The organism is Piscinibacter defluvii (genome assembly GCF_004011805.1).
Lineage (GTDB): Bacteria > Pseudomonadota > Gammaproteobacteria > Burkholderiales > Burkholderiaceae_C > Piscinibacter > Piscinibacter defluvii.
This window is the reverse complement of sequence record NZ_RCHJ01000022.1, coordinates 22,727-35,065: the sequence shown is the minus strand read 5'-3', so window position 1 is coordinate 35,065 and position 12,339 is coordinate 22,727. Positions and strand designations below refer to the sequence as shown.

Annotated in this window: 13 protein-coding genes; 2 read left to right on the top strand and 11 right to left on the bottom strand. The window is 71.0% G+C overall.

What is annotated here, in order from left to right:
- The first annotated feature begins 21 nt into the window (after positions 1-21).
- The gene (locus tag D9C15_RS26655) at positions 22-615 is read left to right on the top strand and encodes a gamma-glutamylcyclotransferase (protein ID WP_128001855.1); all 594 of its coding nucleotides are present in this window, start codon (positions 22-24) and stop codon (positions 613-615) included.
- Here D9C15_RS26655 and D9C15_RS26650 read toward each other — a convergent pair.
- The gene (locus D9C15_RS26650; protein ID WP_128001853.1) at positions 612-1,253 is read right to left on the bottom strand and encodes a nucleotidyltransferase family protein; all 642 of its coding nucleotides are present in this window, start codon (positions 1,251-1,253) and stop codon (positions 612-614) included. The genes D9C15_RS26655 and D9C15_RS26650 overlap by 4 nt on opposite strands.
- A gap of 173 nt (positions 1,254-1,426) precedes the next feature.
- On the opposite strand from D9C15_RS26650, the gene pdxH reads away from it, so the two are divergent.
- Positions 1,427-2,077: a pyridoxamine 5'-phosphate oxidase gene (pdxH, locus tag D9C15_RS26645; protein WP_128001851.1), complete on the top strand. Its 651-nt coding sequence runs from the start codon at positions 1,427-1,429 to the stop codon at positions 2,075-2,077.
- A 15-nt stretch (positions 2,078-2,092) separates the two neighbouring features.
- On the opposite strand, the gene D9C15_RS34395 is transcribed toward pdxH, so the two are convergent.
- The 10 genes from D9C15_RS34395 to D9C15_RS26600 all read right to left on the bottom strand — a co-directional run bounded on the left by D9C15_RS34395 (position 2,093) and on the right by D9C15_RS26600 (position 12,321).
- Complete coding sequence (locus D9C15_RS34395) at positions 2,093-4,093, bottom strand: TonB-dependent receptor (RefSeq protein ID WP_128001849.1); 2,001 nt, start codon at positions 4,091-4,093, stop codon at positions 2,093-2,095.
- Between the two features lie 87 nt (positions 4,094-4,180).
- Positions 4,181-4,519 (bottom strand): hypothetical protein, encoded by a 339-nt coding sequence (locus tag D9C15_RS26635; protein ID WP_128001847.1) that lies wholly within the window; start codon positions 4,517-4,519, stop codon positions 4,181-4,183.
- 282 nt (positions 4,520-4,801) lie between these two features.
- The gene (gene msrA / locus D9C15_RS26630) at positions 4,802-5,338 is read right to left on the bottom strand and encodes a peptide-methionine (S)-S-oxide reductase MsrA (RefSeq protein ID WP_128001845.1); all 537 of its coding nucleotides are present in this window, start codon (positions 5,336-5,338) and stop codon (positions 4,802-4,804) included.
- A 52-nt stretch (positions 5,339-5,390) separates the two neighbouring features.
- Positions 5,391-7,529 carry a TonB-dependent receptor family protein gene (locus D9C15_RS26625; RefSeq protein ID WP_128001843.1) on the bottom strand — a complete coding sequence of 713 codons (2,139 nt, stop codon included), beginning with the start codon at positions 7,527-7,529 and terminating at the stop codon, positions 5,391-5,393.
- Between the two features lie 142 nt (positions 7,530-7,671).
- Entirely contained in the window at positions 7,672-7,992 is a 321-nt protein-coding gene (locus D9C15_RS33765) for a c-type cytochrome (protein ID WP_205854911.1), read from the bottom strand.
- A complete protein-coding gene (locus D9C15_RS26620) occupies positions 7,989-9,248 on the bottom strand; it encodes a PQQ-dependent sugar dehydrogenase (protein ID WP_205854913.1) in 1,260 nt (419 codons plus the stop codon). The genes D9C15_RS33765 and D9C15_RS26620 overlap by 4 nt, the downstream gene beginning before the upstream one ends.
- 105 nt (positions 9,249-9,353) lie before the next feature.
- Positions 9,354-9,749 carry a VOC family protein gene (locus tag D9C15_RS26615; RefSeq protein ID WP_128001842.1) on the bottom strand — a complete coding sequence of 132 codons (396 nt, stop codon included), beginning with the start codon at positions 9,747-9,749 and terminating at the stop codon, positions 9,354-9,356.
- 17 nt (positions 9,750-9,766) lie between these two features.
- Positions 9,767-10,108: a ribbon-helix-helix domain-containing protein gene (locus D9C15_RS26610; protein WP_128001840.1), complete on the bottom strand. Its 342-nt coding sequence runs from the start codon at positions 10,106-10,108 to the stop codon at positions 9,767-9,769.
- A 12-nt stretch (positions 10,109-10,120) separates the two neighbouring features.
- On the bottom strand, positions 10,121-11,689 hold the full coding sequence (locus D9C15_RS26605) for a GMC family oxidoreductase (RefSeq protein WP_128001838.1): 1,569 nt from the start codon (positions 11,687-11,689) through the stop codon (positions 10,121-10,123).
- Positions 11,690-11,703: 14 nt separating this feature from the next.
- A complete protein-coding gene (locus tag D9C15_RS26600; protein ID WP_128001836.1) occupies positions 11,704-12,321 on the bottom strand; it encodes a twin-arginine translocation signal domain-containing protein in 618 nt (205 codons plus the stop codon).
- Positions 12,322-12,339 lie beyond the last annotated feature (18 nt).

Sequence of the window (12,339 nt, the reverse complement as noted above, 5' to 3'; positions counted from 1 at the left end):
CAACAATCTAGAGTCGATGGCATGGACGAATGGGCCGCCCTCGCCAGCCGCGATCCCGCCCCCCTGCTGGCGGCGGTGCAGCGCGACTGGGGCGGTCGGCACGACCTCTGGGTGTTCGGCTACGGCTCGCTGGTGTGGCGCCCGTCCTTCGAGTACGCCGAGCAGCGCCCGGCCCTGGTGCACGGCTGGCACCGGGCGCTGCGCATGCGCTCGCGCATCAACCGCGGCACGCCGCAGCAGCCCGGCCTGGTGTTCGCGCTGATCTCCGGCGGTTCGTGCCGCGGCGTGGCCTACCGCATCGCGCGCGAGCGCGTCGCGCACGAGCTGCCGCTGCTGTGGGAACGCGAGATGCCCACCGCCACCTACGACCCGCGCTGGCTGCCCTGCCGCACGCCGCATGGTCCGGTGCGGGCGCTGGGCTTCACGCTCAGCCGCCGCAGCCCGAGCCTGCTCGCCCCGCTGGCGGACGACGAGCTGCGCCACATCCTGCGCCACGCGCAGGGCCGCTACGGCAGCACGCTGGAGTACCTGCTCGAGACCGCCGCGTCGCTGCGCCGCTGCGGCATCCGCGATCGCGAGATCGAACGCCTCGAGAAACTCGCGCGCGACCTCTAGGAACGATCGAGCCCGCCCTGGGCCGGATCCCCGCCGCGCTGCGCATGGCGGCGGCGCAGGTCGTCGAGGTCGTCCTCGGTGTCGACGTCGATCAGGATGCCCGGATCGTCCACCTCGATGCCGTAGGCCGGATAGCGCGCCACCAGGCGGCGCGCTCCCTCGTCGCCGCGCAGTTCCACCAGTTCGGAGTACAGCTCCGACGAGAAGCCCACCGGGTGGCCGCGCACGCCCTTGTGCTGCGCGTAGACGACCGCATGCTCGGGCAGTTCGCGCGCCACCTCGCGCAAGGTGGCGCTGCGCACCATCGGCATGTCGCCGGGCAGGATCAGCCAGCCGGCGGCGTCCGAACGTGCCGCCACGCCCATGGCGATCGAATGACCCATGCCGAGCTCGCCATGGCCCGCGCTGCCGACCTCGGGCAGCACCACCACGTCACGCGCCGCGACGCTGCGCCGGGCCACGTCGGCGAAGGCCTCGGTGGTCACCACCACCACCGGCAGGTGGCTCGACACCGCATGCCGCAAGGTGGTGGCCAGCACGGTCGCGCTGCCCAGCCGCTGGGCGAGCTTGTGGTCGGTGCCCAGGAAGCGACTGCCACGCCCTGCCGCCAACACGATGACCGCCGGCTGCGCCTTCATCAGCGCCACTCCAATTCCTTGTTGTTGTTCCCTGTGGACGAGGATGGGAGCCGCACCCCGCGCGAGGTAGTGGGAGCTTCACTTAAGGCCTTCCCCGTACGCAGATTTGCCTAGTAAGAAGTTTCAGGTGGGTTTCTGCGGGTTGTATTCCGCGCTCCCTATACTGCGGCGCGATGGATACGCACGACAAGGCGCGCCTGGCCGACCTGCGCAAGAGCTACGAACGCGCCGCGCTCGACGAATCGGCCAGCGCGGCCGACCCGCTGCAGCAGTTCGAACAATGGCTGCAGCAGGCCATCGAGGCCGAGCTGCCCGAGCCCAATGCGATGACCCTGGCCACCGTCGGCGCCGACGGCCGGCCGTCGACGCGCGTGGTGCTGATCAAGGGCTTCGACGCCCGCGGCATCGTCTGGTACACCAACTACGAGAGCCGCAAGGGCCGCGAGCTGGCGGGCAACCCGTTCGCGGCGCTGCAGTTCCACTGGGTCGAGCTCGAGCGCGTGGTGCGCATCGAGGGCCGCGTCGACAAGGTCGACGCGGCCGAATCCGATGCCTACTACGCGTCGCGTCCGCTCGACTCGCGCATCGGCGCCTGGGCCTCGCCGCAAAGCCAGGTGATCTCCTCGCGCGCCGTGCTGGTGGCCAACGCGGCGAAGTTCGGCGCGCAGTACCTGCTGCACCCGCCGCGCCCGCCGCACTGGGGCGGCTACCGGCTGGTGCCCGACCGCTTCGAGTTCTGGCAGGGTCGGCCCTCGCGCCTGCACGACCGGCTGCGCTACCGGCGCGAGGGCGAGGGCTGGGTGCGCGAGCGCCTGGCGCCTTGACGAACGCGGCGAGCCTCAGAACACCACGCGCAGGCCGGCCTTCAGCGCGCGGCCCGGCAGCGGCGCCAGGTCACGCACGGTCTGGAGGGCCGAGGCGCTGGTGGCGAGCCGGTCGCCCGCGTTGTTCAGCTTGAGGAACCACAGCGCCTCGCTGCCAGCCAGCGCGACGCGCCGCGCCAACGCGAGGTTCAGCAGGGTCCAGCCCGGCGTGGCCTGGTCGCCGGCACCGAAGCGGTCCTGGCGTGCCGCATGGTCGACCTCCGCCCGCAGCCGCCAGGGCCCCTGCGCCGCCTCGAGCGCGAGCAGCGCGCGCAGAGGCGCGATGCGCGGCAGCGGCGCGCCGGTGTCGGCGTTGCTGGCACGCGTGAGGCTGGCGTTGCCTTCCAGCGTGAGCGTCCAGGGCGCCTCCAGCAGCCGGTGCCGGCCCTCGACCTCGAGCCCGGCAAACCGCGCCCGCACCGCGCGGAAGACGTACTCGGGCACGTCCTCGACGGTGTTGCCGGTCACCTCCAGCGCGATGTAGTTGGCGAAGCGCGCCACGTAGACCCCGGCGCGCAGCCGGTCCTCGCCGCGCTGCCATTGCAGCGCCAGCTCCGCGTGGCGGCTGCGCTCGGCGGCCAGCGAGGCGTCGCCGCGCTCGTAGGCGCCGGTGGCGGCGTGCACACCGTTGGCGAACAGTTCGAACGAGGTCGGGGCCCGCTGCGTCAGGCTCAGCGTCGTCGCCAGGCCCCAGCCGGGCCGGAAGGTCCACAGGTTCGACAGCGACGCGCTGCCGGGCGTGAAGCGACGCTCGGCCGGCGCGCCGAAGCGCGGTTCGGCACCGGCCGCGTCGCCGTCCGACGCGACGCGCACCCGCTCCACGCGCACGCCGGCGCCGAAGCGGCCGCCGCTCCAATCGGCCTCCTCGAGGGCGAACAACCCGAGCGAGCGGGTGCGCGTGCCCGGCACGAAGGCCTCCTCGCCGAGTGCGGAGAACACCGCCTCCTCCCCTTGCAGGCCGACCACCCCGCGCCAGGCGCCCAGCGGCGCGTGTTCGAGCTCGATGCGGCCGGCGCTGCCGCGGTGGTCGAAGGTCGTGCCGACCTCGCCGCCGCCCTCGATCTCCTGGTGCCGGTAGACGGTGCGGCTGAACTGGGCGCGCAGGCTGCGCAGCGCGCCGTCCAGCCCGCGTCGCTCGCCGGCCAGCGCGAGGCGCTCGCGCTCCAGGCGGATCGTCACGTCCGGCTCGGCGACCACGCCGTAGCGGCTGTCCAGCAGGTCGCCGGCGATGCCGATGTAGCCGTCGGCGCTGGTGCGCGACAAGCCGAGCGCGCCGCCGCTGGCGCGTGCGGCCGAGTTGCGCACGCGTGTCGCCGGGTCGAGCGGCACGCCGGCGTCGACCGGCGTGAAGCGCGGCACGTGCAGGTCGGAGGTCTCGCGGCCGAAGGCGTCGACATGCACCGCGAGCTCGCCGTTGCCCGACTCCACCAGCGCCGCGCCGCCACGTTCGGCGTCCGCGCCGCCGACACGCGCCTCGACGGCCCCGCCCAGCGAACGCACCGGCTGGCGCGGGATGCGGTTGTCGATCGTGTTGACCACCCCGCCGACCGCGTTGCCGCCGTACAGCAGCGCGGCCGGGCCGCGCAGCACCTCGACGCGCTCGACCACCAGCGGGTCGATCGGCACGGCATGGTCGAAGCTCAGGCTGGAGGCGTCGAACGAGGCGCCGGCGTTCTCGAGGATGCGGATGCGGTCGCCGTCCAGGCCGCGGATCACCGGCCGGTTGGCGTTCGGCCCGAACCAGGTGGAGGCGACGCCGGGCTGGCCGGCCAGGGTCTCGCCGAGCGAGGCGCCGCGGCGCAGCACCAGCTCGTCGCCGGCGAGCACGGTGGCCGGCGTGGCGGTGGTCTCGGAGCGCAAGGGGTTGCCGGTGATCTGCACCGGCGCGAGCGTGCTCGTCTGCGCCTGGGCGGCGGCCGCGAGCAGGCCCGCGACGACCGGCGCGAGGCGCCGGCCGGCAAAGGCAGGAGAAGACATGGGAAGGGTTCCGTTCGCAGAAATGCTGCGCACCCGCCCGAAGGCGGCAGGCGCGCACGACAGCCGCCCGGCAGGGCGGCGCGAGGCTCAGGCGCGAACGGAAGGCGGCGGACCGCGGGCGAGGAAACCGCTCGCCTGCGGGGCCAGGCGGCCGGCCGGAAGCTGTGCCGCCGGCGGCAGCGGCCGCGCCTCGGCGACGGCCGGGGCCGGCGTGCCGAAGGCGATGTCGGCGTGGGCCAGCTGGTCGAACAGCCGGCAGTCGATGTCGCCAGCGTCGTGGCCGAAGTCGTGCTCCGCCTGCGCCGCCGTCGGATGCACCGACGGCGCATGCAGCACGCGGTGCACCAGGCCGAGCGTCTGCGCGAACAGCACCAGCGCCAGCAGCAGGTGCAGCTGGCGGCGCAGGAAGGTTGCGGCTCGGCCCATGGAGGGCGAGAGTTTAGGAGTTTGCGCGGCAGAAACCCAGGCCCGCGTTGAGCCCGCCAAGGGGCGCAGGCTAGGCGCAGCCCGCCGCCCGGGCTGGCCGCCCGGGCCAGGGGTGCAACGACGCATGCGCCCCTTGGCGGGCTCAACCCTCCGGGCCGGGCACCCAAGGCCGCTGGTGCGCGTTGCGCCGCTTGCGCGGGCGGCCAGCCCGCGCCGCGCGCCGCGCCTTCGCCAGCGGCCTTGGCCGCCCGGCGCGGGCCTGGGTTTCTGCCGCGCAGACTCCTAAGGCTTCACCCGGTCCGCGAAGGTCTTCTGGAACTTGGCCACCTTGGGCGCCACCACGAACGCGCAGTAGCCCTGGTTCGGGTGGTTCGCGAAGTAGTGCTGGTGGTAGTCCTCGGCGCGGGTGTAGCTGCGCTCGGGCATCAGCTCGGTGACGACACGTCCGCCGTGGTGCGCGTTCACCTCGGCCAGCACCTCGCGCGCCACGCGTTCCTGCTCGGCGTCGTGTACGTAGATGCCGGAGCGGTACTGCGTGCCGACGTCGTTGCCCTGGCGGTTCAGCGTGGTCGGGTCGTGCACCACGAAGAAGATCTCGAGGATCTCGCGCAGGCCGATCTGCGCCGGGTCGAAGCTCACGCGCACGACCTCGACATGGCCGGTGCGGCCGCTGCAGACCTGCTCGTAGCTCGGGTTCGGCGTCTCGCCGTTGGCGTAGCCGGACTCGACCGCAACGACGCCGCGCACGCGTTCGTACACGGCCTCGACGCACCAGAAGCAGCCGCCGCCCAGCGTGATGGTCTGAAGTTGCTCTTTCATCGGGTTCTCCTGCGGCTCGGTCGGCCGGCACCGGCCGAGCTTACGGAAGAACCTATTTGAAGGTGTGGCGTGCGGTGAAGGCGAGCAGCCAGTTGCGCGGCAGGGCCGGCTCGAAGAAGCGCGACTGGCCCTCGTTGACGATCACCGAGCCGGCGTAGTTGCGGTCGGTCGCGTTGTCCACGCGCAGCAGCTGGCTGAACGTCCAGCCCTCGACCTGCTGCGCGAATCCGGCTCGCAGGTTCAGCACCGTGGCCGCCGGGGCCGCGTCGCTGTTGGCGTCGTTCACGTACAGCTTGCCGGTGTGCACCAGCTCGACGCCGGCGTTGAAGCCGCCCCAGGCGCCGGGCGGCGTCCAGGCCAGCTCGGCGAACGCGCTGCGCTCGGGCGTGCCCGGCAACCGATTGCCGGCGGGGATGGTCGTCGCGCTCGGGCCGCTGCCGCTGACGAAGGTCTCGTCGAAGCGTGCGCGCAAGGCGGTCAGCGCGAGCGTCGCGCGCCAGGCCGGGCCGTAGCGCCCCAGGTAGCTCAGCTCGGCGCCGCGGCGCGAGGTGCGGCCGGCGTTCTTGAAGGTGGTGCGGCCGCCGCTGTTGGTGTCGACGATGATCTCGTCGCGTGTCGCGATGTCGAACAGCGCGGCATCCAGGCGCTGGCCGTCGGCGATCTTCCACTTCGCGCCGATCTCCGCATGCCGGCTGCGCGAGGCCTTCAGGTCGGTGTTCAGCCCGGTCTCGACGCAGCCCACGGGGGCCGGCGTGCCGCAGGCCGGCCGGTACGACAGCTCGGTGAAGGTCGGCGTCTCGAAGCCGCGGCCGACGTTGGCGTACAGGTTCAGGCTCGGCACCGGACGCCAGCTCAGCCCGGCCACCGGGTTGGTGGCGGAGAACTTCAGGCTGCCGCTGTCGTCGCCGTTGTCACGCTGGTCGGGGCTGGGTGCCGGGCGGACGAACAGGTCGTCGGTGTGGAAGCGCACCCGGCTGGCGCGCGCGCCGGCGCTCAGCGTCAGCGTGTTCGTCAGGTCGAACGCGGCCTGGCCGTACAGGTCGCTGTTGCGCACGCTGTTGTGCTCGTCGCGCTTGAGCGCGCCCTGGGTGCCGGCGTCGTTGATGTAGCCCTGGCGGTCCTCGTTCATGCGGTCGAACTCGACGCCGCCGGTCAGGCGCAGCTGGCGCTGCTCGCCGAGCCGGATGCGGTGCTCGACTTGCACCCCCAGGCCGGCGTAGCCGCGCTCGAACTGCACGATGCCGCCGCTGGAGGTGTTGGAGAACTGCGGGCCCAGCGGGGTGGAGAGCCGGTTGTCGAGCTCGCGCGAGCCGAAGTACAGCCGCGTGCTCAGCAGCGTCGCGTCCGACAGCGCACGCTCGTAGACGGCGCCGATCTGGCGCTGCGCGACCACCTTGCCGGCGTCCTGGTCGAGCGCGGCGGAGTCGGCCTGGCGCGGGTCGGCCTGCCATTGCTCGCGGCGCAGGCCGATCGGATCCTGCGAGAACGGCTGGTCGAGCACGTTGGCCACCAGCGAGAAGCGCGACTGCGCGTCGAAGCGGCGCTCCCATTTCGCGTTGATCTGGTTGCGCTCGGCCGCGGCATGCTGGCGCCAGCCGTCGGTGGTGAAGCGCGAGGCGTCGAGCACCACGTCGTTCTCGCTGCCGCCGTAGGAGAAGCGCGCGCCCAGGCGCTGCTGGCCGAACGAGCCGGTGGCCAGGCTGCCGGTGGCCGAGGCGCCCTCGCCGTCCGGCCCGGTGAACACCTGCACCACGCCGCCGGCCGCGTTGCCGTAGAGCTGCGCCAGCGGGCCGCGCAGCACCTCGATGCGCTGCGCCGACGAGAGCGCGATGCTGGAGGCCTGGCCCTGGCCGTCGGGCATGGTCGCGGGGATGCCGTCGACGATCAGCCGCACGCCGCGGATGCCGAAGGTCGAGCGCGCGCCGAAGCCGCGGATCGACAGCTGCAGGTCCTGCGCGTAGTTCTGCCGGTTCAGGATGCTGATGCCGGGCACGCGGTTCAACACCTCGGAGAGGTTGACCTGCATGCCGCCGTCGATCACCTCGCGCGTCACCGCGCTGATGGCGGCCGGCGCCTCGAAGGTGGTCTGGCGCGTGCGCTCGGCGGAGATCACGACCGGGTCGAGGGTGACCTGGGCGACGGCGGGGAAGGCCGCAGCGAGGGCGGCGCTCAGCAGGGAACGGCGGATCATGAGGCTCGGGGTTCGTTGTCATGGGCGCCTGGCGGCGCGCAGCGAGCCTATGCGAACCCGCCGCGCGCAGCGACGGGGTTTGCCGTTAGAGATTTTCTGGAGCCCGCCCTGTCGCGCGTCAAGCGCGGCCCGTCGCGGCAGCTCAGGGCGCCTTGACCTCGATCTGGAGCGAGGCGTACCAGGCGGCCAGGTGCTCGATGTCCTCGTCCGACAGCGGCTTGGCCATCACGTTCATCACCTCGTGCTTGCGCGCGCCGCTGCGGAAGGCACGCAGCTGCGCGGCCAGGTAGATCGCCGGCTGCCCCGCCAGGTGCGGGGCGTCCGGCGTCGCACCCATGCCGTTGGCGCCATGGCAGACGTTGCAGGTGTTGGCGCGCAGGCGACCCGTCGCCGGGTCGCCCGCCGCGGCCGCCGCGCCGGGCAGCGCGACGGCCAGCAGGCACAGCAGGGAGCGAACGGTCACGGAGCGCTGTAGGTGATGCGGTAGATCGCGCCGGCGTAGTCGTCCGACACCAGCAGCGACCCGTCCTTCATCACCGCCACGTCGACCGGGCGGCCGCGATAGGTGCCGGTCTCGCTGTCGAGCCAGCCCTCGGCGAAGACGGAGCTCTTGTCGGCCGTGCCGTCCGCCTTCATCGAGACGAAGTTGACCAGCCCGCCGCTCGCCTTGGTGCGGTTCCACGAGCCGTGCGCCGCCACGAAGATGCCGCCCTGGTACTGCGCCGGGAACATCTTGCCGTTGTAGAAGGTCATGCCGAGCTGCGCCTGGTGCGCCGGGAACTCGATCTGCGGCTTGGTCCACTGGGCCGGCGGCTTCATGTCCTTCAGGTCGGGCGCGGCCGAGGTGCCGGCGATCTGCACGCTGTTGCCGTGGATGAACGGGTAGCCGAAGTGCTCGCCGCCGCCACCGGGCTTGGTGATGCGGTTGAGCTCGCCCGGGGGCGTGTCGTCGCCCATGCCGTCGGTCTGGTTGTCGGTGAACCAGACCGTCTTGTCCTTCGGGTTGATGTCCATGCCGACCGAGTTGCGCACGCCCTTGGCGACCACCTCGCGGCCCGAGCCGTCGAACGGATTCAGGCGCACCATGCCGCCGATGCCGATCTGCTCGTACATCGCCACCTTTTCCCTGGGCTGCACGTTGTACGGCTGGCCCAGCGTGATGTAGAGCTTGCCGTCGTCGCTGACGCGGCAGGTGCGCGCGCCGTGGTTGTACGACTCCTCCTCGGGCGGGATCAGCTTGCCCTGCGACACCACCTCGATCACCGCGACGTCCGGGCCCTCGTAGAAGAACTCGGCGGCCGGGAAGTTCAGCACCCGGTTGTGCTCGGCCACGATCAGGAAGCCGTCCTTGGTCCAGCACACGCCGTTCGGGTTGGTGAACTTCAGCGAGGGCGCGAAGGACTTCACCTCGTCGGCCACGCCGTCGCTGTTGCGGTCGGTCACGGCCCAGACGGTGGTCTTGCGCGTGCCGACGAACAGCATGTTGGTGGAGGGCGCGATGGCCATGTGGCGCGCGTCGGGCACGATCGCGAACAGGTCGATCTTGAAGCCCGGCGGCAGCTTGACGCGCTTGAGGTTCTCGCGGATCGCCGCGGCGTTCTTGCCCTCCTGCGGCACCACCGGAATGTTCAGGTCGGTGGTGGCGACCTTCATCTGCTTGAGCTTCTCGAGGTTCTGCTGGGCCACGGCGGGCAGCGCCAGCATGGCGGCGCAGGCCATTGCGGCCAACGCGAACGGTACGGACGTCGTCTTCAAGGTTGTCTCCTGGGGCGTGTTGTGGGTGATGCCGCGATCCCCGCCTCCTGGGCATCGCTGCGACGCAATCTACTGGTAATGGCCGTGCCTTTCCAGTAGTTCAATCTTGTAGCCGTCGGGGTCCTGGATGAAGAAGAAGCGCGCGAGCAGCTCGTCGCCGCGCTTGAACTCCTTCACCGGCGCCGGTTCGTAGCCCTTGGCCACCAGCGCCGCGTGCGCGGCGGGCGCGTCATCGACCACGACGCCGATGTGGCCATACCCGGTGCCGTGTGTGTAGGGCTCGGTGCGGCCCTTGTTCAGCGTGAGCTCGATCTCGACGTCGTTCTCGGCATTGCGCAGGTACACGAGCGCGAAGTCGGGGAAATCGAGCCGGTACGACTCGCTGACGCCGAGCACGTCGCCGTAGAACTTGAGCGACTTGTCCAGGTCGAGCACCCGGATCATCGTGTGGATCACCTTGGCCATGGGAACTCCGGTCAGGATCAGGAGCGCGCGCCCAGCGCCACGATGCGCGGCCTGGGCGCGACGTCTTCCTTTGGGGCGCTCCCGCGCTCGGCCTCGGTCAGCTTGCGGCGCAGGAAGCGCATGCAGGTCACGCGCAGGAAGGACGCGAAGTTGGGCACCTCGCCGCGATGGGCGAGGATCTCGTCGTGGAACTGCACGATCAGGTGGTTGGTCGTGCAGCCCTCGGCCTCGGCCATCTCGGCGAGGGTATCCCATACCATGTTCTCGAGCCGGATGCTCGTCAGCACGCCGTGGATGCGGATCGTGCGCGAGCGCTGCTCGTACTGGATCGGGTCGGCCTTCACGAAGTACTCGCACATGGTTCGAACCTCCTAGATCGTGCGCTCGGACATCAGCTTCGCGATGTGGTCGGCCTGGCGGATCGCCAGCGTCACGATCGTCAGCGTCGGGTTCTCCGCCCCGCCGGTGGTGAACTGGCTGCCGTCGGAGATGAACAGGTTCGGCACGTCGTGCGTGCGGCCGAACTTGTCGCACACGCTGCTGTCCTTCGAGGCGCCCATGCGGCAGGTGCCGAGGTTGTGGGTGCTCGGGTAGGGCGGCGTGCGGAAGGTCTTGATCGCGCCCGCGGCCTGGTAGACCCGCTCGCCCTGGCGGAACGCATGCTCGCGCATCGCGATGTCGTTCGGGTGGTCATCGAAGTGCACGTTCGGCGCCGGGTTGCCGTACTTGTCCTTGACGTTCGGGTTGAGCGTGATGCGGTTACTCTCGCGCGGCATGTCCTCGCCCACCAGCCACATGCCGGCGAGATGGGTGTAGCGGTCCATCCACCAGGTGAAGTCCTCGCCCCAGCCGCCCGGGTTCAGGAAGGCCGCCATGAACGGGATGCCCAGCGCCAGCGTCTCCATCTCGTAGCCGCCGGCGAAGCCGCGCTTCGGGTCGTGGCCCGACTCGTCGCGGATGATGCCGGCCATGGTCGTGCCGCGGTACATGTGCACCGGGTTCCTGAAGGCGGCATAGACCGAGCCCGTCATGTGGCGCATGTAGTTGCGCCCGACCTGGCCGGAGGAGTTGGCCAGCCCGTCCTTGAACAGGCTGGAGGCCGACAGCAGCAGCAGGCGCGGCGTCTCGATCGAGTTGCCGGCCACGCAGACGATGCGGGCCTTCTGGCGCTGCTCCTTGCCGTCCTTGTCGAAGTAGACGACGCCGGTCACCTTGCCCTTGTCGTCGTGCTCGATGCGGGTGACGTGGCACTCGGTGCGCAGCTCGAAGTTGCCGGTCGCCTCGGCCTTGGGGATCTCGGTGTACAGCGTGCTCCACTTGGCGCCGCTCTTGCAGCCCTGGAAGCAGAAGCCCAGCTGCATGCAGCGGCCGCGGTCGTGGCGCGGCTGGCTGTTGATCGCCATGTTGCCGGTGTGCACCTCCTTGTAGCCCAGGCGCTTCGCCCCGGCGTGGAACACCTTGTAGTTGTTGTTGCCCGGCAGGCCCGGGATGCCGTGGGTGCGCGTGACGCCCATCTTGTCCTCGGCCTTGTCGTACCAGGGCTCGAGTTCCTGCAGCGTCAGCGGCCAGTCCTGCAGGTTGGCGCCGGCGATGTCGCCGTAGTGCGTCTTGATCCTGAACTCGTGCTCCTGGAAGCGCAGCGAGGCGCCGGCCCAGTGCGTGGTGGTGCCGCCCACCGTCTTGCAGATCCATGCCGGCAGGCCGGCGAAATCCTTCGCGACGCGCCAGCTGCCCGAGGTGGTGCGCGGATCGAGCCAGGCGAGCTGCACGAAGCTCTTCCATTCGTCGTTGATGAACGAGGCGGGCGACTGGCGCGCGCCCGCCTCCAGGCAGACGACCTTGACGCCCTTCTGGCACAACTCGTTGGACAGGGTGCCGCCGCCGGCCCCCGACCCGATGATCACGACGACCGAGTCGTCGGTCTGTTCGAACTTCGCCATGGTGGACTCCGGCTTCAGAGGTAGGGGGGCGGGCTGGCTTCGCGCGAGGGCGCCGGGAGCCACTTCAGGTCCTGGAAGCCGCGCGTGATGTAGCCGCCCTTCTCCCAGGCCGAACCCGGGTAGCCGAACACCTTGTAGGCCATGTCGTTGTCGTAGAGGGACGTGACGCACTGGCCGCGCACCGTGGCGAAGAAGGGCTGGCCTTCCATCGCCTTGACCACCTCCTTGCGCTTCTTCTCGCTCGCCTTGACGAAGCTGCCGCCGGCCGCGGCATCCAGCGCGGCGATGCCGTCGCGCAGCAGCTTCGCGGTGGCGGCGTCGGCGGCCTTGCCGTCCAGGTCCTTCGCGAGCAGCGCGTAGACGGCGTCGGGCAGCTTCTTGTGCGGGTAGAGCACGCGGCCCATCTTCATCAACGCCTCGCCCTCGGCCTGGCTGAGGGTCTTGAGCTCGACGGCCCAGACGGTGGACGGCGCCAACGCCGCCAGCACGCTGCCGGTGGCCAGCGTGCCCATCAGCACGCCCGAGCCCTTGAGGAATTCGCGCCGCGCCAGCGGCAGGTCGAGCTTGGGCACCTCGCCGGTGCCTTCGTCGCACGAAGCCTCGGCGACGCCCGCGATCGGGATCACGCGCATGGGTTGTCTCCTTCGACT

What these genes read in the sequence shown, in the direction of transcription:
- D9C15_RS26650 (WP_128001853.1), bottom strand. Translation starts at nt 1,253, where the DNA reads ATGAAGGCGCAGCCGGCGGTCATCGTGTTGGCGGCAGGGCGTGGCAGT.
- D9C15_RS26615 (WP_128001842.1), bottom strand. Translation starts at nt 9,749, where the DNA reads ATGGCCAAGGTGATCCACACGATGATCCGGGTGCTCGACCTGGACAAG.
- D9C15_RS26625 (WP_128001843.1), bottom strand. Translation starts at nt 7,529, where the DNA reads ATGATCCGCCGTTCCCTGCTGAGCGCCGCCCTCGCTGCGGCCTTCCCC.
- D9C15_RS34395 (WP_128001849.1), bottom strand. Translation starts at nt 4,093, where the DNA reads ATGTCTTCTCCTGCCTTTGCCGGCCGGCGCCTCGCGCCGGTCGTCGCG.
- D9C15_RS26605 (WP_128001838.1), bottom strand. Translation starts at nt 11,689, where the DNA reads ATGGCGAAGTTCGAACAGACCGACGACTCGGTCGTCGTGATCATCGGG.
- D9C15_RS26600 (WP_128001836.1), bottom strand. Translation starts at nt 12,321, where the DNA reads ATGCGCGTGATCCCGATCGCGGGCGTCGCCGAGGCTTCGTGCGACGAA.
- D9C15_RS26610 (WP_128001840.1), bottom strand. Translation starts at nt 10,108, where the DNA reads ATGTGCGAGTACTTCGTGAAGGCCGACCCGATCCAGTACGAGCAGCGC.
- D9C15_RS26655 (WP_128001855.1), top strand. Translation starts at nt 22, where the DNA reads ATGGACGAATGGGCCGCCCTCGCCAGCCGCGATCCCGCCCCCCTGCTG.
- D9C15_RS26620 (WP_205854913.1), bottom strand. Translation starts at nt 9,248, where the DNA reads ATGGCCTGCGCCGCCATGCTGGCGCTGCCCGCCGTGGCCCAGCAGAAC.
- pdxH (WP_128001851.1), top strand. Translation starts at nt 1,427, where the DNA reads ATGGATACGCACGACAAGGCGCGCCTGGCCGACCTGCGCAAGAGCTAC.
- D9C15_RS26635 (WP_128001847.1), bottom strand. Translation starts at nt 4,519, where the DNA reads ATGGGCCGAGCCGCAACCTTCCTGCGCCGCCAGCTGCACCTGCTGCTG.
- msrA (WP_128001845.1), bottom strand. Translation starts at nt 5,338, where the DNA reads ATGAAAGAGCAACTTCAGACCATCACGCTGGGCGGCGGCTGCTTCTGG.